The sequence below is a fragment of the Alkalihalobacillus phoenicis genome (assembly GCF_047302405.1).
Lineage (GTDB): Bacteria > Bacillota > Bacilli > Bacillales > Bacillaceae_D > Alkalihalobacillus.
In genome coordinates this window covers 2,832,130-2,855,820 of sequence record NZ_CP154853.1, presented here as the reverse complement: position 1 = coordinate 2,855,820, position 23,691 = coordinate 2,832,130, and the positions used below count along the sequence as shown (strand labels likewise).

Genomic DNA, 23,691 nt, shown 5'->3' with positions numbered 1-23,691 from the left:
TCAGTTAACATAAAGGGGGGATTTCTTATCGTAAATCAGAAGGTGGATGTTTCCGAGAGAAGAGCACAATTTGAACAAATAGCTCTTCAATTATTTGCAACAAAAGGTTATCATTCAACAAAAATTTCAGATATTGTAAAGCAAGTTGGTGTTGCTCAAGGGACATTTTACTGGCATTTTTCAAGTAAAGAAGAAATCGCTTTATCGATTATAAAAGAGGGCAAGGAAAAATTGTTAGAGGTTGTTAATCGAGGCTACCGAGAATCAGCTGGTACAACAGAAGACATGCTTCAATCATCTCGAAATCTTATTTCCTCCTATTTACATTTTGCGAGTCAAAATCGTGATTTAATGGCTTTTATTTTTTTAAAAGGTCAAGGTGCGGATACTTCCATTCGAAACGAAATATCCAAAATATTTGTATCGATTGAGACGGCTTTTGCTAACAATATAAACAGAGCGATGCAATTAAAAATGTTAAAAAAAGATCAGAATCCCGAATTAAGAGCAATGATGTTAACCAGTCTTTTAAATGGGACGATTGAAAGATGGTTGTTTGGGCCGCTACGTGAGCAAGATTATACACCAGGTGAATCGATAGATATGGTGGCCGATCATCTTGTACAATTTGAATTTTTTGGTCTTTTATCAGGAGGGATACAGGATGGTAACAACGGTTAAGTGGAAAGACGAAAGCATGTTCATATCAAATGGTAAAAATGTAGAGATTAACGGAGCGACAATACATACCAATGACATAGGCTATTCTCCCGTTGAATTAATAACGAGTTCATTAGGTTTGTGTGTATTTATTTCATTAACTAAATTGTTCGAAAGGGATCAAATTGAAATTGAAAAGGAGCAATTGGCTGTTACCGTTTCGGCTTCTAAGGCAGAGGGAAGCCCATCTCGCCTTGAGAAATTTGATGTAACTGTGCAATTCCCGACTGGTTTAGATAATGCTTATCGTGAAAAGCTACTTAAGTCGGCTGAAAGAGCTTGTACAATTGGGAATACGATTCAGCAAGGTGCAAAGATCAATATGAACCAAAAATAATAGAGCATTTATTATGAGGAGGCAACAAATATGAGATTGAAAAAAACATCTTTATTAATCTTTTCGGTGCTTTTGTTTTTCGTGCTCGCAGCTTGTGGAGGAACGAATGAAGAAGAGACAACGAACGAAGAAACGACACCAGATAGTTCGGAAGAAAGCGGTGGAGAAATTCATGTCGCAGTTCCAGCACAGCCACCAACACTTGATGCTCAAATTACAGTATCATCAGTAGCCTTAAATATTACAAGGCATATTTATGAGACACTTGTGACACTTAATGAAGAGTATGAGCCGGTTCCGATGTTGGCGGAATCAGTCGATATTAGTGATGACAGCTTAACGTATACGTTTGTTCTTCGCGAAGGGTTAACCTTCCATAATGGGGAACCTGTCACAACAGAAGATGTAGAGGCATCTATGAATCGGTGGTTAGAAACATCTTCTCGGGCTAAGTTGCTTTTAGCTGGAGCGGGTTTTGAAGCAACAGATGACAGTACGGTTATCTTACAGTTAGAAGAACGGGCAGCAGATGTATTAGATATTATGGCAGGTCAAAGTGAATTCCCAGCCATTATGCCTAAAGATGTAGTGGAAGCTGCCGATGCAACAGGTGTTACAGAATATATCGGAACAGGTCCTTTTCAGTTTGAAGAATGGGCTCAAGATCAATACATTCTTTTATCAAAATTTGAAGACTATGTATCAAGAGAAGAAGAGCGTAGTGGTCTTTCAGGGAAAAAAGAAGCTCTTGTTGATGAAATCTATTTCCAAATTGTAACCGATCCTTTTACAAGAGTATCTGGATTGCAAACAGGAAGTTATGATATTGCTGATGAAATTCCTTTTGATAATTACGCTCAAGTAAGTCAAATGTCAGGAATAGAAACACATCTTTATTTAAATCGAACATTAACTTGGTTCTATAACATTAATGAGGGCCCAATGGCTGACCAAAAAATGCGTGAAGCTGTGAATACAGCTATTAATTTAGATGACTTATTATTATTTGCTTATGCAGATGAAGATTTATTTGAAACTCACCCAGGGTATATGAACTTAGCTCAAGTGAATTGGTCAAATACAGAAGGTGAAGAGAGTTATAATGTCAATGATCCTGAAAGAGCGAAGGAACTTCTAGAAGAAGCTGGTTATGATGGAGAAGAATTAGTGATTATCACAACTCGTGATTATGATTACATGTACAAAGCAGCTCTTTCTGTTCAAGAGCAGCTTCAAGCAATCGGGATGAATGTGAAAGTGGATAACTATGATTTGGCGACGTTTTTAGAATTAAAAACCGATCCAGGTGCATGGGATATGCTAGCGGCAGGAACGGGTTATGTCACCATTCCAGCTCAACTACTTGCCTTAAACCCAGGTTTTGCAGGAACCGATGATCCAGTCGCGCAAGAAATGCTTCAAGAGGTACGCTCAGCAGAAACTCCTGAGGAAGCATATGAACGTTGGGAAGAGTTACAAGCGTATTTATATGACTTTTTATCAACAACAGTTATGGGACATCAGCATGATATTATTGCCACTTCAGAGAAAGTAGAAGGATTTGAGCCATTTCAAGCACCAATCCTTTGGGGTACTAAAATCGTTGAATAATGGAATGAAAAAGGTGTGGGCTGAACCTCACACCTTTTTCCTAATACGATTAGGAAAGTCTAAGTTGGCTTCATTTGAAAGTGGATAAATCATAAGAAAGGAGTGGATTCCTTGACTGCTTATATTGTAAAAAGATTACTTTCATTGTTTCCTGTTTTATTTGTTGTATCGGTCGTTATTTTTTCTATTATTCATATTACACCTGGTAACCCGGCAGCGATGATTTTAGGTCAGGAGGCAACTGCTGAACAGATTGCCACTTTAAGTGAACAAATGGGGCTTCATTTACCTATTTATGAACAGTATTTAAATTGGGTCATCGGAGTCTTTCAAGCCGATCTTGGAATGTCTTATTTTATGCGAGAGCCTGTATTAGATTTGATTTTTAAATACATACAGCCGACACTATCATTGGCCATTTTTGCACAAATTATCGCGGTCATCATTGCGATTCCTGTTGGTATTATTGCGGCAACACGTCGTGGTTCGGTGGTTGATCAATCTTTAATGGGGATGACTTTAATAGGCATGGCGATTCCGAGCTTTTTACTTGGCCTATTACTGATGTTAGTTTTTGGCGTGTACCTTCAATGGCTTCCAATCGGCGGTTATCGTGCAATTGAAAATGGTTTTTTAGAGCATGTTAAATTTTTAATTATGCCAGCCCTTTCATTAGCCACAGTTCAAGCCGCTCTTATCGCCCGTATGACGAGGTCTTCTATGCTCGAAGTACTGAATCGTAGTTTTATTAAAACCGCACGCTCTAAAGGTTCTAAGGAACGTCGGGTTATTTTTGGTCATGCACTTCGGAATGCCTTTTTACCAGTTTTAACGGTGATTGGACAATCATTTGGAACATTGATTGCCGGTGCGGTCGTGACAGAAATTATCTTTAATATTCCGGGAATCGGTCAACTGGTCATTAATTCTGTTGAACGAAGAGATTATCCGGTTATTCAAGGAACGGTGCTTTTTATTACCGTCTCTTATGTCTTTATCAATTTATTGGTTGATTTATTATATGGTGTGATCGATCCACGTGTTAGACTCGGGCAAGGTCGGAGGGGAGAATAAGTTGATGACTGATCAAAAAGAAATGTTAACCAAGGTAAAGGTTCAGTTGAAGAAACAACAGCGTCAATTATTCTTTAAACGATTTTGGTCGAATCCATCCATTGTCATTGGAACCGTACTGATTTTATTTATGCTTGGAATTGCGACAATTGGTCCATGGCTTGTCTCGGCGAGTCCATTTCAAATGGAAGCATCAAATCGCCTGCAAGCACCAAGTTTGGGACATTGGTTAGGAACGGATGAGTTTGGTCGCGATTTATTAGCGAGAGTCGTTCACGGTGCCCAAGTATCGATTATCGTCGGTCTAGCGGTGACGCTCATTTCTGGGATTATCGGTTTAGTTATCGGTTTATATGCTAGTTATTACCCAAAGCTCGACCATATTTTAATGCGAATATGCGATGGATTAATGGCCATTCCAGGTGTGTTGCTTGCGATTGCTTTAATGGCTGCACTCGGTCCGTCACCTACAAATGTCGTCATTGCCTTGAGTATTGTTTTTACACCTAACATTGCTCGAGTCGTTCGTTCGGAAGCTTTAGTTGTCAAGGAGCAAACCTATATTGAAGCGATGTATGCTCAAGGGGCAAAGGGAACAAGAATCATTTGGCAGCATATCGCACCTAATACGATTTCCCCTTTAATTGTTCAAGCGACTTTTGTTTTTGCGGAAACGATTATTACAGAAGCAGCCTTAAGCTTTTTAGGAGTTGGTATTCCTGCTCCAGACCCTAGTTGGGGAAATATTTTATATGATGGTAAGCTTGTCATTTTCCAAGCTTGGTGGATGGTTGTTTTTCCAGGATTAATGATTATTATATCTGTTCTTGGTTTGAATTTACTTGGAGATGGTTTAAGAGATTTACTCGATCCCCATGCTAAAAGTCGAAAAAAACGTAAGCGATGAAATGAGGAACGTAAATGGAAAAGCATACACTTTTAGAAGTGAATAATTTAAAGACTCATTTTGATACGGAACGAGGATCTGTGACAGCGGTTGATCGTGTTAGCTTTGTTGTTGAGAATGGTGAAATCCTCGGTGTAGTAGGAGAATCAGGCTGTGGAAAAAGTGTCACTTCTCAATCAATTACGAGATTACATGATGAACATTTTACTTCCTATGAAGGACAGATTATGTTTAATGCTCAAAATATATTGGAGTTGCCTTTATCAAAAGTTCAATCGATTCGTGGCAATGAGATTTCAATGGTTTTTCAAGATCCGCACAGTTCCTTAAATCCGGTGCAAACGGTCGGTAAACAAATTGTTGAGGCAATTTTGTTGCATAAAAAGATGTCGAAAAAGACGGCCAAAATGGAAGCCATCGAATTATTAAGAAAAACAGGTATTCCATCACCCGAGCAACGGTTTAAAGAGTATCCTCACCAGCTCTCAGGAGGAATGCAACAAAGAGTCGGAATTGCGATGGCGTTAGCTTGTCAACCAAAGCTTTTAATAGCGGACGAACCAACGACGGCTTTAGATGTGACCATTCAAGCTCAGATTTTGAAGTTAATTTCCCAATTAAATAAAGAAACAGGTATGGGGGTTATGCTCATTACCCACGATTTAGGTGTTGTGGCTCAAGTTTGTACTCGTGTGATGGTGATGTATTTAGGGCAGATCGTGGAGGTCGCTAGTACAAAAAGTTTATTTGATGAGCCGTTACATCCTTATACAAAAGGTTTAATGGAGTCAATTCCAAAACTAGAGGGTGATCGCACGAGGAAGTTACCGGTTATTCCAGGAGTTGTGCCTTCTTTAGAAGATGTACCAAAAGGCTGTCGTTTTGCAACGAGATGTCCGTATGCTGATGCACTCTGTGTGGAAAAAGAACCACAATTAGAAGAGGTCAAAGATGGACGCCAAGTTCGATGCTGGCATTTTGAGAAATTATTAAAAAAGGAGGGGAGCTATCATGAATGAACTAGCCGTTGAAGAGAAGTATTTATTAAATGTTCAACAACTGAAAAAGTATTATCAGATTCGTGGTGCCTTTGGTCGTTTAAGCCGAGTTAAAGGTTATGTGAAGGCGGTTGATAATATCTCGTTTCAATTAATAGCTGGTGAAACATATGGTTTAGTTGGTGAGTCAGGTTGTGGAAAATCAACAACAGGCCGTTCGCTCCTCCGTTTAATTGAGCCAAGTGATGGCAAGGTCATTTATGATGGCAAAGATGTGTCTCAATTGAATTCTTCTGAGTTACGGAAAATCCGTCAAAACATGCAGATGGTCTTTCAGGATCCATTTTCATCGCTTAATCCTAGGAAGAGAATTGGTAAAGTAATTGAAGAGCCTTTAGTCATTCACGGTATAGGGAATAAAAAAGAGCGACAGGAAATGGCCTTTGAAATTTTAGAAAAAGTTGGTTTAAAACCAGAGCACTATTACCGCTATCCACATGAATTTTCAGGTGGTCAACGACAAAGAATCGGTTTAGCGAGAGCTCTTGTGTTAAGACCAAAATTAGTTATTTTAGACGAACCAGTGTCGGCATTAGATGTATCCATTCAATCACAAATTCTAAATTTGCTAGATGAGCTTCAAGATGAGTTTGATTTAACGTTCTTATTTATTGCTCATGATATTAGTGTCGTTCGACATATTTCTGATCGAATTGGTGTCATGTATTTAGGCCATATTGTCGAAGAAGCACCGACTGATCATTTGTTTTCAAAGCCACTACACCCATATACACAAGCTCTATTATCCGCTGTCCCACGTCCGACAACAGATGTAGTACAGGAACTTGTATCAATTGAGGGAGAATTGCCGTCACCATTAAACCCACCATCCGGATGTGTGTTTCATACAAGATGCCCTCATGCGATGGAACGCTGTAAGCTTGAGGTGCCTATTTATAAAGAAGTACACGAAGGTCATAAGGTTGCTTGTCATTTATATGATGAAGAGAGAAAATAATGCTAAGTAGAGTAAAAAAGGAAGCGAGCTGTCGCAAAAACGGTAGCATGAAAGCAGATGAGAAGGGGCAGAGCTTCTTGTCTGTTTTTTGGTATGGTTGCTGATTTTATGGGCTATCAGGACAAAAATGAGTAAGAGAGAGCGTCGTGAGTTGTGAGATACGACGTGAAATGTGAAAAGGGGAGGGAGAGAGCGTCGTAAGTTGTGAGATACGACGTGAAATGTGAAAAGCGGAGGGTAGGAAGCGTCGTAAGTAGTGGGATACGACGTGGAATGTGAAAAGGGGAGGGGAAAGAGCGTCGTAAGTTGTGAGATACGACGTGAAATGTGAAAAGCGGAGGGTAGGAAGCGTCGTAAGTAGTGGGATACGACGTGGAATGTGAAAAGGGGAGGGAGAGAGCGTCGTAAGTAGTGGGATACAACGCGGAATGTGAAAAGGGGAGGGGAAAGAGCGTCGTAAGTTGTGAGATACGACGTGAAATGTGAAAAGCGGAGGGTAGGAAGCGTCGTAAGTAGTGGGGATACGACGCGAAGTGTGAAAAATGAAGGGGAGGGGAGAGAGCGTCGTAAAATTGTAAAAAGGTAATGTTATTCTTTTACATAGTAAGAATTTCTCCCTTGTCCTAATTGATGATAAAATTTTAATAGAATTCTTCTAATTGTTCGGTCTGAAATGGAAGCGTTATTGAGCCATTTACTCATCTTAATTGTTGTAATTTTCTCTGCCGGAAATAGTGTGCGGTATTCTTCAATGGTTCTATAAATCGCTAAATCTAAATGTTCGTCCTTTGTACAGTTCTCACAATTAATTTGATTATAGCTAAATTTAAGAATGCTAGAGCCACAATAAAAACAATATATTCCTTTTTGCAACTCGGGTTCTGTAAATTTTGGGAGTCGTGTAAAAGGGTTGATTTGTAAATGTTGTGAAAGCAGTACATCGGAAATTTGAAGAAAAGCAGAAGAGATTTTTGTTGCTGGTTTTTGAAGAGTAGCCATAAATCGTTTTAATTGAGTAGGGAAAACAAATGAACTATTTGCTGTGTCTGCTTGGTAAAGGTGGAATTCAGGATTAATGAAGATTACAAAAGAAGAAATGGGTTGGTGATTCAATTTTTTGTCATTTAAAAACTGTCTCAAATGAGAGGATGTTTTGGTCAGTTGTGTCATCGGATTTTGAACTTCACGAGAATGTTTTTTTAACAATAAATTATCTTCTAAAACAAAATCTCCTTCATAATTTTTGATTTCAAAAAGGAGAATATTGTGAGGGGTAAAAATAAGTGAATCAATTTGTGAAATACTTTGTCCTTTTTCTAGAAGTAAATCATAAAATTGAAGCCAACTGTTTGGTAGGCTCTTCGCTAATTGCTGGAATTGAAGTTCACCTTCATATCCCTTTTCGATTGCTTGTAATCGATAACTATCCTCTTGAGAGAAGGTTTTTAATCTTTTTTTTAATATGCGTAATAAAAGCAATTCATGTGGTTGTTGTAGTGGTTTTACTATCATTTGAAGTGTATAAATCTCCTTTCTTATAGATGATTATGTTAATTCATTTTACTAGAATTATCGAATTGAATAAATTATTATGGTTGATTATCTGACGAGGTATTATGAGAAATCGAATATTAGAAAGTTAAAGAGAATTGGGACATTCGAAACAAAATAGTTACTTTTTACGACACTGAATGTGAAAAAGAGGAGAAGGGAAGTACCGTAAGTAGTGAGATACGACATGAAATGTGAAAAAGAGGAGAAGGAAAGTGTTGTAGGTAGTGAGATACGACACGAAATGTGAAAAAGGAGGGTGTAAAAGTGTCGTAAAGGGAGAGATATGACGCTGAATGTGAAAAAGAGGGAAGTAAAAGTGTCGCATCAACGAAGATATGACGCGGAATGTGAAAAAGAGGAGAAGAAAAGCGTCGCATCAACCAAGATACAACGCCAAATGTGAAAAATCAGCTTAGAAAATAGTTACATAAGTTGCTTCGATTCGGCCTTAATCCCAATCGACATAAAGCACGTCGCCTGTAACAGCATCCACATAAACCTCGACATCATCATCATGTATTTCGATTTCTACTTCATATAAAACGTTGCCTGATTTGATTTTACGCTCGACTTCATCTAATGTTCCTTCACCAAGATAATCTAAGGCAATTTTGGTTGCTTCTTCTTTTGAAATATAAGAGGTAGATTCATTTGTTTTTCCGTTATGACTCTCGTTACCACTCTTACTTTTAGTTGTCATACGTTCCATTTCTTTCATAATGTCACCATCAAGTTTGATGACTTCGCCTGTATTGGCATCGAGGTATAAATCTCCATCTTCATCATTGAGCTCTAACTCAATATCATATACGTAAATCCCTTTTTCTTTCTTTAACTCAATGTCATCAATCTTTGAATTGGGTACTAGATCGTTTGCGATTTCTTTTGCTTCTTCAACGGTGATCTTCATTTCGTTAGCTACTGGAGTTTTTAATAAATCATCATCAATTTCAATCACTTCAGCGGTATAGGTATCAATGTCGAAATCATATTCTTCTCCTTCAAATAAGACCTCAACCTCATAAATAAGTCTGCCATCTTCTTTATCTCGTTCTACCTCTTTAATGTCTCCGTCTAAAACAGAAAGGGCTGCCTTTTTTGCTTCTTCTTTAGTGATGAGCCCATCCTTTTTTTGAGTGGTTGTTTCTCCGTTGTTTTGAACAGTTGATTGAAGCACAATATTTTCTCCACTGTCATTAAAGGATGTTTGGTTAACCCCTTTTGAATCTGAATCATTTGCGGCTACTACTGCAGTTGCACCTACAGATAGTAATAATGCGGTAAACATAATCGTTGTTTTTTTCATTTTAATTCCTCCTTTTGTTCTCTCAGTTACTATGATAGTCACTGACTCTGAAAACAAGATAAAAGGAAAATGAGAATTTGATGAGAAAATGGATATAATTATTAGTAAAGAAAAATCGTCGTGTAAGCCTAATCTAATTCAACACTTATGACTTCTCCAGTCAGGGCATCAATCGTAACGAGCATATCTTCACCTGTTGCAAATTCCTCTATCTCAATTTCATACACATCACGGCCATTTCTTCTTTCTAAATCGATATCATCCACTTCCCCTTGTACTTCTGCAAGGGCAATATCAGCTGCTTCTTGTTCTGTGATAAAAGAAAGTTCTTTTCGTTCGAGAATGTAACTATTAAACTGCTCAGTCAAAATATCAAGTTCAATCGTGGCAATTCCATTCTCCTGTTCAGCTTTAATCAAATAAGTTGTTTGTTGCTCTGAATCTAGTTCAACCGTTAATAAAGTGACTGTCTCATCCAGTTCCTTTTCAATAATTTCTTGTATTTCTTGAGGGGTAAGGCGTTTACCTTCGCTTTCATTTGGTGTGCTTTCTTCTGTTGAGTCATCAAGTTGTCGCAAAGTCTGGATTGTTCCCGTTATTGCGTTCATTTCAACTAAATAAGGGCCTTGAGCTGATTCAAAATAAACATGATATATTTCCTCGCCGTTTTTATTTAATTGTTCGATCGCTTGAATCGTACCAGTGTATCTCTCAGTAACGAGATCAATAATTTCTGATTCAGTTAATAACGAGTTGGAAGAGACGATGTTCCAAGTGATAATGCTCGCTAATAGGGCGATAACAATCGTAGTAATGATAAATCCTATTTTTTTCAATTTTTCACTCCCTTTCTAACAGAGGGAATTCCACAATAAAAGTTGTGCCCACTCCTAATTCACTTTCAACTTTAATCGTTCCCGAATGACTATCGACTATTGATTTAGCAATGGCAAGTCCTAAGCCGCTACCGCCCGTTTCTCGACTCCTTGCTTTGTCAACTCGAAAAAATCGTTCAAAGATATGTTCTTTGTCTTGATGATCAATTCCTACCCCGTAATCGGTTACGGTAAATAGGGCGTGCTTATTTTTTGTCGTGAGCATCAAATCGATTTTCTCTTCACTATATTTCACTGCATTTTCTAATAAAATAAAGAGTAATTGTTTTATTTTTTCTTTCTCTGCCAAAATATAGGAGGAGTATTTTGTTCGGTCTTCAAACTGGATTTCACGCTCATACGCTTGATTAAAATGTTTCCTTGTCTCTACTATTACTTGATTGAGGTCAACCTTTTCAACTTCATTCACTAACGAATTTTCACCATTCGCTAAATCAAGCATTTGTTTCGTTAACCCTTTCATTCGTAAAGATTCAGAAGAAATGGCTTCAATCGCTTCCTCTAAAACTTCTGGCTTCGACTTTCCCCATCTCTTTAAAAGCTTTGCATAGCTACTAATGACGGTCAAAGGCGTTCTTAATTCATGGGATGCATCGGAAACAAAGCGTTGTTGTTTTTGGTAATTTTGATCAAGTAAATCAATCATATGATTAAACGTAAGACTCATTTGTCCTAATTCGTCCTTTGTTTCCTTGGAAATATCAATTTTTTTAAAGCGACCACTTTGTCTAATTTCTTCCATCGTCTGTATTAAGCTTTTGATCGGGTTTAAAATGATGTTGCTTAACGCACGACCAGCAAAATAAGAAGGGATGATAATGGCAGCACTCGCAATGAAAAGGGCAATTCTTAACAGTTGAATAGTCGATTCGTGAATATTCATTCGTTCAATATATTCCAAAGTTAACACGGAGCCATTAGGCCAAATAACTGGAGTTCTCGCTACCGCATATTTTTCTTCTCTATGAATGATCGTTTCCATTTCCTCACTTAATGAGTAAGTGGACGGAAGCTCACGTAATAAAGATAAATTTAAGGTCGTTTGTAAATAGGGGAGACCATCATCTGAAATAAGGCGAATGACGCCATCATGAACAATGGCTAACTCGAATATTTGGGTGGCATCGGCAACATTGTTTTGTTCTGAAATTTGTTTGGCCATACTCTGAGCTTGATTTAAACTACGCTCTAGCTCTGCTTGCTGAGAGAATTGTGAGAATAACAGATAAATCGCGACACTAATGATGAGCATAAGTAAAATGAGTAAGCCTGTAGAGAAAATCGTTATTTTGCGAGCGAGACTCATTGATTTTTCTCCTTTAACACGTAACCAACGCCTCGTACTGTATGGATAATAGGTTTAGCAAATGGTTTATCAATTTTTTGCCGTAAATAGCGAATATAAACATCCACTATATTCGTATCACCAAAATAATCATAGCCCCACACTTGCTCTAATATTTGCTCTCGTGACATCACTTGTTGTTGATGATCTAATAAAAATAAAAGCAAATCATACTCTCTCGCTGTTAATTCGATAAACGTTTCGTCCCTTTTGACGTCTCTTGATTTTGTGTTCACTGTTAGATTAGCAAATGTGATGGTTGCCTCTTCTAGTTTTGAATGGCCTCTTTCAACAGAAGGATTCGTCCGCAAACTAACTCGAATTCGGGCTAATAATTCTTCTATTTCAAATGGTTTAGTGATGTAGTCATTGGCTCCTTGATCAAGCCCACTAACTTTATCGACAACGGTGTCTCTTGCCGTCAGCATAATGACAGGTAAGTCAGGATCCGTCATTCTTAACCTTCTTAGAACTTCCATTCCACTTAATCCAGGTAGCATAATATCTAATAAAATCAGATCCCAATTGTTATCTTGAATATATGTTAAAGCTTGTAAGCCATCAGCCGCTATTTGTGTTTCGTAACCTTCGTGCTCTAATTCTAGCTGAAGCAATCTTGAGATATTTTTTTCATCCTCAACAATCAAAATTTTTGTAGCCATAGAAACCCTCCTACTAATAAAAAGCGAAGCCTGTTCGCTCAGAAGCGAGAAAAAATGTAGGGCGGCTGTTGAAGACGCTTTTTGTCTTCATAAAGACGACCGATTTTTCTCGAGCTTCTAACAGGCGCAGCTAGATTGAATAAAAAGCGAAGCCTGTTCGCTCAGAAGCGAGAAAAAATGTAGGGCGGCTGTTGAAGACGCTTTTTGTCTTCATAAAGACGACCGATTTTTCTCGAGCTTCTAACAGGCGCAGCTAGATTGAATAAAAAGCGAAGTCCGTTGGTCAGAAGTGAGAAAAAATACAGGGCCAGCTAAAAAGTCGCTTTTTGACTTTATAGATGGACCGATTTTTCTCGAAGTTCTAACGGACGTAGCTAGATTAAATATGATTTATGTTCAGTTTACATGAAAACATTAAAAAGAAAAATGATGCATTTGGAATGAGAGGTTTTATTAAAAATATAAAAATGGGAATAAATAAGTTGGAAAGTTCAAAAGCCCATTAATTGATTTTTCTGAACCATTATTTGACTTTTCAATAAAATAAGAGTAAACTACCGATAATTACAAATTGAATTCGATGACGAGAAAGAGTAATGATGGGATCTTATCTACAGAGAGTTGACGATTTGCTGGAAGTCAACGTTAAGACCATGATGAAAATCCTCTCCGAGAAGCAAGGCTGAGCTTAATGTTTTAAGCCTTGACGGTATTCTACCGATATCCAGGACGCGTATGATGGTACGTAGTGATTAGAATTTGAGAAAAACCCACTACTATGAGGTTTTTTTATTTTTCTTTTAATCGAATGTTATTTGTATAGATAACCCGATCCTACGCCAAGGATCGGTTTTTTTGTTTTAAAAAAATGAAAAGGAGTGAGTGGAATGAGTGATGTGAAAGAACGTGAACTGAACGTGCGTCAAGGATGGGAAAAGGAAAAAACGTTTCAGAAGTCAATCGATCAGCGTGAGGGAAAAGAGACCTATGTTTTTTATGAAGGGCCACCAACGGCAAATGGCCTACCTCATGCGGGCCACGCTTTAGGAAGAACGATGAAGGATTTTGTCGCTCGCTATAAAACGATGTCGGGATATCAAGTGTTAAGAAAAGCAGGGTGGGATACGCATGGACTGCCTGTTGAATTAGAGGTAGAGAAGCAATTAAACATTCGTGGGAAAGATGAAATCGAAAAGTATGGGGTCGAGAATTTTATAAAAAAGTGCAAAGAAAGTGTTTTTACGTATGAAAAAGAATGGCGTCAATTTACCGAGGCACTTGGTTATTGGGTGGATATGGACGATCCATATGTAACCTTGGATAACCCCTATATCGAGTCCGTTTGGAACATTCTTGCGACGATTCATCAAAAGAATTTGTTATATAAAGGGCATCGAGTTGTCCCTTATTGTCCAAACTGTGAAACGTCGTTAAGCTCACATGAGGTCGCCCAAGGTTATGTGGATGTGAAGGATTTATCGGCCACCGCGAAATTCCTAGTAAAGGGAACAGAAAATGAATTTTTGTTAGGATGGACAACGACCCCGTGGACTTTACCGGCGAATGTCGCGATCGCGGTCCACCCTGAGATGAATTATGTGAAAGCGAAAAAAGGCGAAGAAGTTTATACGGTAGCGGAAGGTCTTGTTGAAAAGTTACTCAAAACAGATTATGAAGTACTTGAGGTTATAAAAGGTGCTAAGTTAGTCGGAACAAAATATGAGCCTCCGTTTGATTTTATAAAAGTGGAGAAGGGGCATGAAGTGGTTGCGGCCGAGTTTGTAACCGATAAAAGCGGTACAGGACTTGTCCATATTGCTCCTGCTTATGGGGAAGATGACTATAATGTCATTAAAGAAAATCGCTTTGATTTTGTTCATGTTGTTGATTCAAAGGGGCAATATAAACAAAAAATTACTCCACTTGCAGGAAAGTTTGTCAAGGATTGCGATGTGGAGATTGTCAAAATGCTCGCTCAAAACAATCGTTTGTTCGACAAGGAAAGGTATGAGCATAGCTATCCACATTGCTGGCGTTGTGATAGTCCCCTTTTATATTATGCGATGGAAGGTTGGTTTATCGAAACGACCAAAGTGAAAGAGAAGATGTTAGCGAACAATCAAACGGTTGAATGGTTCCCTGGACATATGAAGGACGGACGTTTCGGGAATTTCCTTGAAAATTTGGTTGATTGGAATATCGGACGTAATCGTTACTGGGGGACGCCATTAAATGTTTGGCTTTGCGAAAGCTGTGAAGAGCAAGTTGCCCCCGATTCTTTAAACGAGTTACGGGAACGTGCCAATGTAGAGTTGCCCGAAGACTTTGAGCTTCATAAACCGTTTGTGGACGAGGTGACGTTCACATGTTCATGTGGGGGAACGATGAAAAGAACAAATGAAGTAATTGATGTTTGGTTTGATAGTGGTTCGATGCCATTTGCTCAATACCATTACCCGTTTGAAAATCAAGAAAAGGTGAAAACTCAGTATCCGGCAGATGTTGTCATTGAAGGTGTCGACCAAACGAGAGGCTGGTTTTATAGCTTATTAGCTGTTTCTACTTTGTTTACAGGTGAAGCTCCGTATAAACGCGTTCTCTCACTCGGTCATATTTTAGATGAGAATGGCCAAAAGATGTCAAAAAGTAAAGGGAATGCTTTAAACCCTGTTGAGTTAATCGAGGAATTTGGAGCAGATGCACTAAGGTGGGCATTGCTTGGCGATAGTGCCCCTTGGAATAATAAGCGCTTTTCAAAAAAGACAGTAAGCCAAGCGAAATCAAAGGTCATTGATACGTTGGCGAATGTCCATTCTTTCTATTCTATGTACGCCAAAATCGATAAATTTGATGTCAATCAGACAGATAAAGGGACAAAAACGAAAATGGATGAGTGGGTTTTATCCCGCTTAAATACAGTGGTAGGTGGGGTAACGAATAGTTTGGATGCCTATGATGTCACAAAAGGAGCAAGACTTATTGCCGCTTTTTTAGATGAGGTGAGCAACTGGTACATTCGTCGCTCAAGGCAGCGTTTTTGGAGTAGTGGCATGAATGACGATAAAAAAGCAGCCTTCCATACTTTATATGAGGTATTAACAAAAACCGCCCAGCTTATGGCTCCATTTGCTCCATTTATGAGTGAGGAAGTGTATCTGGATTTAGTAGGAGACAGTGTTCATTTAAGCGATTTTCCAAAGCCTGAATTAGCCTTAATTAATGAGCAATTAGAAGAAAAAATGCAAGCGGTTCTTCAAGTTGTTGAACTTACACGCTCGATTCGAAATGCAGTCGGAATCAAAACGAAACAGCCGCTCTCTCAATTAACAGTCCTTCCGGTAGGGACAGTGGAGGTAAGTGGTTTAGACAAATATGATGGCATTATTGCAGATGAAACGAATGTAAAACAGGTGTGTTTTGCAACGGGTGATTCAAGCTTAGTCACGAATGAATTAAAATTAAATTTCCCAGTAGCAGGACCAAAGCTCGGAAAAGCAGTGGGCGAAGTGCAAAAGTATGTCGCTCAGCTTTCACAAGAAGAAACGAGCCATTTTTTTGAGAACAATGAGCTTGAATTAACTTTAAAAGATGGAGTGAAGGTTCAATTAACAAAAGAAGATATTCTCGTCGAAACGAGTGCAAAGGCAGGATATGCTTTAGCGGAAGGTGACTCATTTAGAGTACTTCTTCATACGGAAATAACGGAAGAGTTAAAAGAAGAAGGGTTTGTACGCGAGTTCGTGCGGGCTGTACAAATGTACCGGAAGCAATTGAATTTACCAGTAGAATTACGGGTTGAATTATTTATTGGAGTAAGTGAACACGTGCAAATGACTCTCAAAAAATTCGAATCCTTCCTGTATGAAAATTTAATCGTTAAATCTATTAAATTTGAACAATCAGAGGAAATGGAAACCTTCACTGTTGAAGGAGAAGAGGTTTGTTTAAGGATAAAATAAAAAGGGTCCCTCTTAGTGGAAAAATTAAGAGGGGCTGTTTTAATTGGAGCCAATGAAGTCAAAAGAAGTAAAGTCGAGCAGTCAAAGGGAACCAAAGGCCGCCAATGAAACCGAAAGAAGGCAAATCAAGCAGCCAAAGGGAATCAAACGGAGCCAATTAAGCATATGGTAAAAAGTTTGTCTACATTCTTGTCAATGATTTACAAGGAACTTTCTAACATGGCCTTTTATCATATCTTTAATATAGATTCATTGATAGGGGGAACAAAAAAATACCTCTTACCACATGTGAGTGGTTGTAGAGGTAACTAAAAATTAATGAAATAGATTTTACTTTATTTGTAAGTTCGTTTTGAATTCGTTAACAATACTAGGTATATACATATCAATCTCATTTGGAAGCAATTAAGAAATATTCAACACATACGAAGTAATTTCTTTTAATTTTGCATCTTTTCCTGCTCCAGTAAAAACATAAACATCACAAAATCCGTATTTTTGCTCACCAAAAGTCAACACACCGTTTGTTGCTCCCGTTTTTCCATGAGTAATGATCTGGCTGATTTCTAGCTTCGTTGCCTTCTGTTCTTTCATTTGCTCAAGCACTTCTACAAATGCAGCTTTGCCTTGAAATGTTTGATTTTCGCTAACCATATTCCAAGTAATATCATCAGCCACAAAGCTAACAATGGACTCGATATCAGCTTTTGCAAAAGCAATGTTAAAATCACGTAGTTGTTCTCTCTTAGGTGAGTTACTACAGTCGTTTGGGGAAATGATTTCTAAAGAATGCTCATTTAACTTAGAAATAATCAACGCCTCCATATTAACATTATTTAGTGTTTTAATTTTATCATAAATAGGCCCGTTAAATCATGGTTGTTTCTTCTGTTAATATTTAGAGCCCTGAATATAAAACAATTAATGATCGCTAGTTCCTGTTTTCAGAACGTTGTCTTCAAAGAGTCTTTCGTTAAATAGATTCATTTGGTTTTGCTGATTTTTTGTTCGATTATGTTTAATCACATCTGCGAGAATACTAATCGCAATTTCTTCTGGACCAATCGCTCCGATTGAAAGGCCGAGTGGGGAGTGAAGCTTATTTGGAATTTTCTCCTCATTTAAAAGCTTAGCAGTTCTTTTCTTTGGACCTAAGACACCTAAATATTGTAAGTCCGTTTGTAAAAGTTGGTTGAGAATTTGTTGGTCTTTCTCGAAATTATGGGTCATAACGATCACGGAATCGTTTGGAGAAAATGAAAATTCACTAATAAAAGCGACTGGAAAATCCAGAATGATTTTATCAGCTTCTGGAAAGTGAGCTGGCTCGCAAAAAGCCGGTCGCCAATCTGTGACTGTCGTTTTGAAGCCGGATTTTGCAGCAAAAGTAACAAGGGGGCGCACATCTGGACCTGCCCCGAATACGATGAGACGTGGTTTTGGCTTTAGTACTTGGATGTAATAATGTTCATCTGAATTTTTAAATGAAACAAGACCATCTTTTTCTTGTTTCAACTGCTTTTTTAGTTCGATAAGCTCGTGATTAAGCTTATCCCACTCACCAAATAAATGGCCAGTGTCACTAATAAAGGCATAATCGCTTACCGTATTGACAGGGGAAAGTTTTTTAATATGTAAAACCGGTATACCATTGTTTAAAAAGGACTTTACTTTTTTTAAGTGCTCCTCTAACGGAGGATTGATCGGTTCTAATAAAACGGTTATCGTCCCGCTACACCCTTTGCCTTGTCCAAAACTTAAATCATCCTCAGCACTCATATCATAAACGATCGTTTGTGTGGTCTGTTTTTTCCTCACTTCAGCCGCTCTTTCAGCTAAATCATTTTCGAGACAGCCACCACTTAAAAGGCCAACGTGGGTTCCGTCTTCCATAATCAACATCATCGCGCCCTCCTTACGATAAGAGGAACCAACGACTTCAATAATGGTGGCCAATACTTTTGGTTGTTTTGAATCTGTTACTTTATTTAAAATCTCATCTGTTTCGTTCATCCGATTTTACCTCCAGCTTTCTATCATTTGGTCAAGCTAGCAAGTTTATATTTGTTAATTGGTTCATTTTTTGATTATGATATGGTCGCCATTTTTTAGTTCAAGAATATCAGCTAAAAACACCTCGGCTAGATTATTCGAAATATCAATTAGTTCGTCTTGGTTTTTGGCGAGTAACGCCAGAGCTGTTCCACCGAGGAATCGGTGTTTGTCCGTCGTAACATACGCTAGTATTCCTTTAATCTGTCCCTCATCTTTGCTCATTTTTATCCTCCATTTCCATGTTCATGTAATAATTCTGGGTTCTTTTTGACGGTTTCTAATAAGGGTGTCATTAAGATCGTTTCTTTTAATAAATCACTGCTTTTGATAATCGGCACTAAGACGATGATAATGACACCAGATCCAGGGTTTTCGACACTGTATAATTTCTTTTGCCCGATTCTTCGGGTTGTTTCAAATAGAATCGCCTGTCTTTGGCCACCGTTAAAGAGGGGAATTTGAAAATGATCTTTAGTGGGACGAATTACTGCCGCAAGACCGTCATTTAAAAACCATTCTTTCGCTTCCTCTCGCCCAGCTAAATTGTAAACGAACATATCATTTACATATAAATCAGATCCTTTAATTTCAATCTTTCCTTCTTCCACTGTGGCAATATCGCTAATTTGTTGACGGGATGTAAAGTGTTTTAAAGCAAAAAAGACAATTAAACCAACGATAGAACCACTGACTATTTGAATCCAAAAGGCCACATCAAAAAACTCTTGCAAAATTTGAATCAACAAAGCACAAGCAAAAGAAACGAGTAAAGTGATGTAGTTTCGCGATTCAAAAATCTTGGCAATACCATCGATGTAAGCATCTCCTCGTCTTGTAAATTCATCTCCTTCCAAGTCTAAGAGGCTTTCTCTTTCCACTTTTCGAACGTCACGGAAATGTTGGGCGGCAAGACCGAGAAAGGTCACCGCAGTAAAATTTTTCGTCATGACTGTCGGAATAATAAAAGCACCAATCATGGCTGCTAAGGCTCCTGTCACAATATGAATCAAATAGCCATTCGGATAATTCGGATACTGACGATAATCTAATTTAATCGACAAATAGCGTGCAACAATTCCGATAACGGTAGCGGTAATAATAAGCACTAACATTTCCGGAGAAATAACGTCATTGTTATTGTCTGGCATGTAACCGGCTCCTTTTTGAATAAATTTGGTAATAGAGTTTGTTAATTAAAAGATTCTATTCAAGCGATCTTGGAAATTTGGGAACTGAAAATCTAGGATAAGTAATGAAAAGCTATGCTGGGTGAGATTACGGTACGAATTATGTGGGATAAGTAATGAAAAACAGTATGAGTTGGAATTACGGTGCGAAAAAGCAGAGATAAGTAATAAAAATCAGAGAAGAGCAAGATTACGGTGCGAATAGTTAGAGATAAGTAATAAAAATCAGAGCTTCCCAAAATTACAGTACGAGTTGTCTAGAATAGGCCATCTAAACTGAAACTTTGAATAATCAAAATCACCATAGTCTTGAGCTTTTATTGCGATTTTATTTTTTACGAATGAATAAGTAATTAAACGCAATAATAAAAGAAAGTATGACGTGACCGTTTATCACAATGTTTCAAAAAGGTGGCTTGAATTCATGACTGGGAATATAGGAAAGAGCATTTATAGAAAAGAAGCATTAGAGAAAGTAACAGGAAAAGCGAAATATACGGATGATATTGCTCATAAAGATTTACTTTATATAAAGTTAGTAGTCAGTACAGAAGCACATGCCACAATTAAAAATATTGATATAAGTCATGCAATGAGTGTAAAGGGAGTGCGCTCCATTGTATTAGGACAACCATTGCCACTTACAGGAGATGAGATTCGAGATCGGCCACCACTCGCTTTTAAAAAAGTACGGTATTATGGTGAACCAATTGCTGCTGTTGTCGCAAATAGTGCCGCTATTGCCAAAAGGGCGGCGGAGTTAGTCAAGGTGGAGTATGAACCATTGCCTGTTGTCAACTCGCCACAAGAAGCTCTTTCTGCAGTAGCTCCACTAATTCATGAGCATTTAGGGGCGTATGAAAAGATTGCTCATGTTTATCCAGAGGCAAATACAAATATAGCGGACCGGACGATCATTCGGAAAGGAGATATGAAGAAAGGCTGGGAGGAAAGTGAAGTAACAGTAGAATCAAACTTTTCTTTAGCACCGTCTGACCATATGGCGATGGAAACTAGATGTGTTACTGCAGAAATTCGTTCGGATGGTGCTGTTGTCCTCACTTCCGCTTCTCAGGCACCTTATATCATTAAAAAGAAGCTGAGTGATTATTTTAACCTTGAAGAAGGGAAGATTATCGTTCATACCCCGTTAGTAGGTGGGGGATATGGAGGAAAAGTAGCTGTTCAGTTAGAACTGATTGCTTATATGGCGACTCTTTCTGTGGGAGGAAGACCTGTCAAGATTTTAAATACACGTGAAGAGGACATGGCGACCTCACCGGTTCATATTGGTATGGATGCAAAAGTGAAGCTAGGAGCGACACAAGAGGGCAAGCTAACGGCAGCTGAAATTTTGTATATGTTCGATTGTGGGGCCTATTCAGATAAAGGAGCGACGATTAGTCGGGCGGCGGCGGTTACATGTACCGGCCCTTATAAGATTGATCATATTTCATGTGATTCCTTATGTGTTTATACCAATCATCCATATGCGACAGCATTTAGAGGGTTTAGTCATTCTGAGCTTTTATTTGCGTTTGAGCGGGCAATGGATATGCTGGCTAAAAAATTAGGTGTCGATCCATTGGAACTAAGAGAAAAAAACGCCATTTTACCAGGGGATACGACCGCGACACAAGTTCGCCTCAATGCAAGTACTGTTGGAAATTTACCAAAATGTATTGAGCATTTAAAGCAATTGATGAATTGGAAAGAGGGTACTGTTCAACAAATTAATGAACGAAAAGTGAAAGTAAAAGGCGTTAGTTGTATTTGGAAGACTTCTACGATTGACTCTGATGCGAGTTCAGGTGTTTTGTTAACGTTTAATCAAGATGGTAGCGTTAATATTATTTCAGGAGTCGTTGAAATTGGCACAGGCACGAAATCGATTCTTGCTCAGCTATTAGCAGAAAAATTGAAAATGGATATTAATAAAGTTCATGTCAAAATGGAAGTTGATACACAAACGACACCAGAGCATTGGAAAACCGTTGCAAGTAGAGGAACGTTAATGGCGGGAAGAGCTTTATTAAAAGCAGCAGATGATGTCATAGCCCAATTAAAAGACATTGCCTCTCGGGTTTTAATGTGTTCGGCTGATGATTTAGAAGTTGGAAATGAAATGGTGTACGTTCGTGATGAGCCAGACCTATTTATGATGGTGAAGGATGTTTGTTATGGCTATAAATATCCGAATGGTTATGGGATAGGACATCAAGTGATTGGACGTGGAAATTATACTCTTAGACATTTAACTCATCTTCATCCAGACTCAGGAGTTGGCAAGCCAGGACCGGAATATTCCGTTGGAGCTCAAGGGGTGGAAGTCGAATTTGATCTTAGAGATTACACGTATAAAATCATTAAAGCGTATTCGGTTATCGATATCGGGAAAGTCCTAAATCAAAAGTCAGCAGAAGGACAAGTAATGGGGGCTATGAGTATGGGGTTAAGCTTTGCGAGTAGTGAAACATTCGAATTTAGCGAAGATGGAAAGATGTTAAATCCGCGCTTACGAACATATGTCCCGCTACGATATGGGGATCATCCTGAATATGTCGTACAGTTTATCGAAACCCCGCATATAGATGGACCTTATGGAGCCCGTGGTGTTGGAGAACAAGGGTTAATCGGCATGCCTGCCGCCTTAGCAAATTGTCTCTCTCATGCGGTTGGGTGTGATTTGAATCAATTGCCGCTTACTCCTGAATTCATTTGGAAGGTAAAAGAAAGGGGTGGGTAATCATGTTATCTTTTGATTTTCAATATTTTAAACCAACCTCTATAAAAGAAGCTATTGAATTATTCCAAGCTTTGCAAAAGCAAGGGAAGGATCCCCTTTATTTGGCAGGTGGTACCGAAGTAATTACATTAGGGAGAGAAAATAAAATTATCACAGATGCTGTTATTGATCTGAAGGCGATTCCAGAATGTTTAATCTTAAAAAAAGAAGAACAACAATTGACATTTGGTGCTGCTGTATCTTTAACGACGATCTATGAAAAGCATTGGTTTCCTTTTTTAAATAAAGCGATTGTCGAAATCGCTGACCGAACGGCTCGAAATAAAATTACTCTAGGTGGAAACCTTTGTGCCAATATCATTTTCAGAGAAACGGTGTTGCCACTGTTATTAACAAATAGTGAAGTGGTAATTGCTGGTCCGGGTGGAGAAAGAAGAGAGCCAATCAGTAAAGTGTTTGATCAAAAAATGAATTTAGAAAAGGGTGAATTTCTTGTTCAAGTCATCACTCAAAACAAAGAGTTAGAGTTTCCTTTTCTTTGTATAAAAAAAAGAAGGCAGTGGGATGTCGGCTATCCGCTCCTCACAACGGCAGTGCTGAAAGAAAACGACTATTTGAAAGTGGCCTTTAGTGGATTATGTTCCTATCCGTTTCGGAATGAGCTTTTTGAAAAAAGTTTAAATAAGCAACATTTATCGAAAGAGGAAAGAATTGAAGAGGCACTGCAGCACATTCCTGCTGAAATTTTAACCGATACTCATGGGTCTGCTGAGTATCGAATATTTGTTTTAAAAAACACATTACTTGATGTGCTCAATGAGATGGAAGGGTAGAACATGTATAAAACGGAAATTACATTAAATATAAATGGGGAAGAGCATGAGGTGTTTATTAGGAACGCCGATACATTATTATTTGTTCTTCGCGAAAAAGTAGGGTTAACTGGTGCAAAACCGGGTTGTTTAAATGGAGACTGTGGCTCTTGTACAATCGATGTTGACGGAGATTCGATGAAAGCGTGTCTGATGTTTGCGATCGAAGGTGTTGATAAAAAAATCACGACCGTGGAAGGAGTTCAAAACGCTGAACTTCAAACTCAATTTATTAAAGAATTCGCCTTTCAATGTGGTTATTGTACACCAGGATTTATTATGAATTGTCATGCTCTTATTCAGAAATTCCCTGAAGCAGATGATGCGATTATTAAAGATTGGTTGGAATCAAATATTTGCCGCTGTACGAGTTATCAAGAGATTGAAAAGGCTATAAAAGCTTGTTTACCTAAATATAAGGAAAGTACGTAAATTTATAATATA

The 23,691-nt window shown here is 38.3% G+C and carries 20 protein-coding genes; 11 read left to right on the top strand and 9 right to left on the bottom strand.

Going from position 1 to position 23,691, the window contains the following annotated elements:
- The first annotated feature begins 42 nt into the window (after positions 1-42).
- From AA0017_RS13645 to AA0017_RS13615, 7 genes are all read left to right on the top strand, one after another.
- Entirely contained in the window at positions 43-681 is a 639-nt protein-coding gene (locus AA0017_RS13645; protein WP_413375189.1) for a TetR/AcrR family transcriptional regulator, read from the top strand.
- Positions 665-1,057: an OsmC family protein gene (locus AA0017_RS13640; protein ID WP_413375187.1), complete on the top strand. Its 393-nt coding sequence runs from the start codon at positions 665-667 to the stop codon at positions 1,055-1,057. Before AA0017_RS13645 ends, AA0017_RS13640 begins: the two co-directional genes overlap by 17 nt.
- Positions 1,058-1,087: 30 nt before the next feature.
- Positions 1,088-2,668 (top strand): ABC transporter substrate-binding protein, encoded by a 1,581-nt coding sequence (locus AA0017_RS13635; protein WP_413375185.1) that lies wholly within the window; start codon positions 1,088-1,090, stop codon positions 2,666-2,668.
- Positions 2,669-2,779: 111 nt separating this feature from the next.
- Positions 2,780-3,742 carry an ABC transporter permease gene (locus AA0017_RS13630; RefSeq protein ID WP_413375183.1) on the top strand — a complete coding sequence of 321 codons (963 nt, stop codon included), beginning with the start codon at positions 2,780-2,782 and terminating at the stop codon, positions 3,740-3,742.
- A gap of 4 nt (positions 3,743-3,746) precedes the next feature.
- A complete protein-coding gene (locus tag AA0017_RS13625) occupies positions 3,747-4,649 on the top strand; it encodes an ABC transporter permease (protein ID WP_413375181.1) in 903 nt (300 codons plus the stop codon).
- 14 nt (positions 4,650-4,663) lie between these two features.
- Positions 4,664-5,668: an ABC transporter ATP-binding protein gene (locus AA0017_RS13620; RefSeq protein ID WP_413375179.1), complete on the top strand. Its 1,005-nt coding sequence runs from the start codon at positions 4,664-4,666 to the stop codon at positions 5,666-5,668.
- A complete protein-coding gene (locus AA0017_RS13615) occupies positions 5,661-6,665 on the top strand; it encodes an ABC transporter ATP-binding protein (RefSeq protein WP_413375177.1) in 1,005 nt (334 codons plus the stop codon). Before AA0017_RS13620 ends, AA0017_RS13615 begins: the two co-directional genes overlap by 8 nt.
- Positions 6,666-7,253: 588 nt before the next feature.
- On the opposite strand, the gene AA0017_RS13610 is transcribed toward AA0017_RS13615, so the two are convergent.
- The 5 genes from AA0017_RS13610 to AA0017_RS13590 all read right to left on the bottom strand — a co-directional run bounded on the left by AA0017_RS13610 (position 7,254) and on the right by AA0017_RS13590 (position 12,428).
- Positions 7,254-8,177, bottom strand: a complete 924-nt coding sequence (locus AA0017_RS13610) for a nuclease-related domain-containing protein (RefSeq protein WP_413375175.1) — start codon at positions 8,175-8,177, stop codon at positions 7,254-7,256.
- Positions 8,178-8,667: 490 nt separating this feature from the next.
- Complete coding sequence (locus AA0017_RS13605; RefSeq protein ID WP_413375173.1) at positions 8,668-9,525, bottom strand: PepSY domain-containing protein; 858 nt, start codon at positions 9,523-9,525, stop codon at positions 8,668-8,670.
- A 128-nt stretch (positions 9,526-9,653) separates the two neighbouring features.
- Positions 9,654-10,361, bottom strand: a complete 708-nt coding sequence (locus AA0017_RS13600; protein ID WP_413375171.1) for a PepSY domain-containing protein — start codon at positions 10,359-10,361, stop codon at positions 9,654-9,656.
- A 4-nt stretch (positions 10,362-10,365) separates the two neighbouring features.
- Complete coding sequence (locus AA0017_RS13595) at positions 10,366-11,727, bottom strand: sensor histidine kinase (RefSeq protein ID WP_413375169.1); 1,362 nt, start codon at positions 11,725-11,727, stop codon at positions 10,366-10,368.
- Entirely contained in the window at positions 11,724-12,428 is a 705-nt protein-coding gene (locus AA0017_RS13590) for a response regulator transcription factor (protein WP_413375167.1), read from the bottom strand. Before AA0017_RS13590 ends, AA0017_RS13595 begins: the two co-directional genes overlap by 4 nt.
- 887 nt (positions 12,429-13,315) lie before the next feature.
- Here AA0017_RS13590 and ileS point away from each other — a divergent pair.
- Positions 13,316-16,387, top strand: a complete 3,072-nt coding sequence (gene ileS / locus AA0017_RS13585) for an isoleucine--tRNA ligase (protein WP_413375165.1) — start codon at positions 13,316-13,318, stop codon at positions 16,385-16,387.
- A 405-nt stretch (positions 16,388-16,792) separates the two neighbouring features.
- Here ileS and AA0017_RS13580 read toward each other — a convergent pair whose 3' ends face one another.
- The 4 genes from AA0017_RS13580 to AA0017_RS13565 form a co-directional block, all read right to left on the bottom strand.
- The gene (locus tag AA0017_RS13580) at positions 16,793-17,203 is read right to left on the bottom strand and encodes a nuclear transport factor 2 family protein (protein ID WP_413375163.1); all 411 of its coding nucleotides are present in this window, start codon (positions 17,201-17,203) and stop codon (positions 16,793-16,795) included.
- Positions 17,204-17,308: 105 nt separating this feature from the next.
- A complete protein-coding gene (locus AA0017_RS13575) occupies positions 17,309-18,400 on the bottom strand; it encodes an XdhC family protein (protein ID WP_413375161.1) in 1,092 nt (363 codons plus the stop codon).
- Positions 18,401-18,463: 63 nt separating this feature from the next.
- Positions 18,464-18,664 (bottom strand): capping complex subunit for YIEGIA, encoded by a 201-nt coding sequence (locus tag AA0017_RS13570; protein ID WP_413375159.1) that lies wholly within the window; start codon positions 18,662-18,664, stop codon positions 18,464-18,466.
- A 2-nt stretch (positions 18,665-18,666) separates the two neighbouring features.
- Positions 18,667-19,590, bottom strand: a complete 924-nt coding sequence (locus tag AA0017_RS13565; protein ID WP_413375157.1) for a YIEGIA domain-containing protein — start codon at positions 19,588-19,590, stop codon at positions 18,667-18,669.
- 463 nt (positions 19,591-20,053) lie between these two features.
- On the opposite strand from AA0017_RS13565, the gene AA0017_RS13560 reads away from it, so the two are divergent.
- The 3 genes from AA0017_RS13560 to AA0017_RS13550 are packed head-to-tail and all read left to right on the top strand — an operon-like array spanning position 20,054 to position 23,679.
- On the top strand, positions 20,054-22,375 hold the full coding sequence (locus tag AA0017_RS13560) for a xanthine dehydrogenase family protein molybdopterin-binding subunit (protein WP_413375155.1): 2,322 nt from the start codon (positions 20,054-20,056) through the stop codon (positions 22,373-22,375).
- 2 nt (positions 22,376-22,377) lie between these two features.
- Positions 22,378-23,208, top strand: coding sequence for an FAD binding domain-containing protein (locus tag AA0017_RS13555; RefSeq protein WP_413375153.1), 831 nt, complete (start codon positions 22,378-22,380; stop codon positions 23,206-23,208).
- A gap of 3 nt (positions 23,209-23,211) precedes the next feature.
- On the top strand, positions 23,212-23,679 hold the full coding sequence (locus tag AA0017_RS13550; RefSeq protein WP_413375151.1) for a (2Fe-2S)-binding protein: 468 nt from the start codon (positions 23,212-23,214) through the stop codon (positions 23,677-23,679).
- Positions 23,680-23,691: the final 12 nt, after the last annotated feature.

What these genes read in the sequence shown, in the direction of transcription:
- AA0017_RS13640 (WP_413375187.1), top strand. Translation starts at nt 665, where the DNA reads ATGGTAACAACGGTTAAGTGGAAAGACGAAAGCATGTTCATATCAAAT.
- AA0017_RS13635 (WP_413375185.1), top strand. Translation starts at nt 1,088, where the DNA reads ATGAGATTGAAAAAAACATCTTTATTAATCTTTTCGGTGCTTTTGTTT.
- AA0017_RS13625 (WP_413375181.1), top strand. Translation starts at nt 3,747, where the DNA reads ATGACTGATCAAAAAGAAATGTTAACCAAGGTAAAGGTTCAGTTGAAG.
- AA0017_RS13620 (WP_413375179.1), top strand. Translation starts at nt 4,664, where the DNA reads ATGGAAAAGCATACACTTTTAGAAGTGAATAATTTAAAGACTCATTTT.
- AA0017_RS13615 (WP_413375177.1), top strand. Translation starts at nt 5,661, where the DNA reads ATGAATGAACTAGCCGTTGAAGAGAAGTATTTATTAAATGTTCAACAA.
- AA0017_RS13610 (WP_413375175.1), bottom strand. Translation starts at nt 8,177, where the DNA reads ATGATAGTAAAACCACTACAACAACCACATGAATTGCTTTTATTACGC.
- AA0017_RS13605 (WP_413375173.1), bottom strand. Translation starts at nt 9,525, where the DNA reads ATGAAAAAAACAACGATTATGTTTACCGCATTATTACTATCTGTAGGT.
- AA0017_RS13595 (WP_413375169.1), bottom strand. Translation starts at nt 11,727, where the DNA reads ATGAGTCTCGCTCGCAAAATAACGATTTTCTCTACAGGCTTACTCATT.
- AA0017_RS13590 (WP_413375167.1), bottom strand. Translation starts at nt 12,428, where the DNA reads ATGGCTACAAAAATTTTGATTGTTGAGGATGAAAAAAATATCTCAAGA.
- ileS (WP_413375165.1), top strand. Translation starts at nt 13,316, where the DNA reads ATGAGTGATGTGAAAGAACGTGAACTGAACGTGCGTCAAGGATGGGAA.
- AA0017_RS13575 (WP_413375161.1), bottom strand. Translation starts at nt 18,400, where the DNA reads ATGAACGAAACAGATGAGATTTTAAATAAAGTAACAGATTCAAAACAA.
- AA0017_RS13570 (WP_413375159.1), bottom strand. Translation starts at nt 18,664, where the DNA reads ATGAGCAAAGATGAGGGACAGATTAAAGGAATACTAGCGTATGTTACG.
- AA0017_RS13565 (WP_413375157.1), bottom strand. Translation starts at nt 19,590, where the DNA reads ATGCCAGACAATAACAATGACGTTATTTCTCCGGAAATGTTAGTGCTT.
- AA0017_RS13560 (WP_413375155.1), top strand. Translation starts at nt 20,054, where the DNA reads ATGACTGGGAATATAGGAAAGAGCATTTATAGAAAAGAAGCATTAGAG.
- AA0017_RS13555 (WP_413375153.1), top strand. Translation starts at nt 22,378, where the DNA reads ATGTTATCTTTTGATTTTCAATATTTTAAACCAACCTCTATAAAAGAA.
- AA0017_RS13550 (WP_413375151.1), top strand. Translation starts at nt 23,212, where the DNA reads ATGTATAAAACGGAAATTACATTAAATATAAATGGGGAAGAGCATGAG.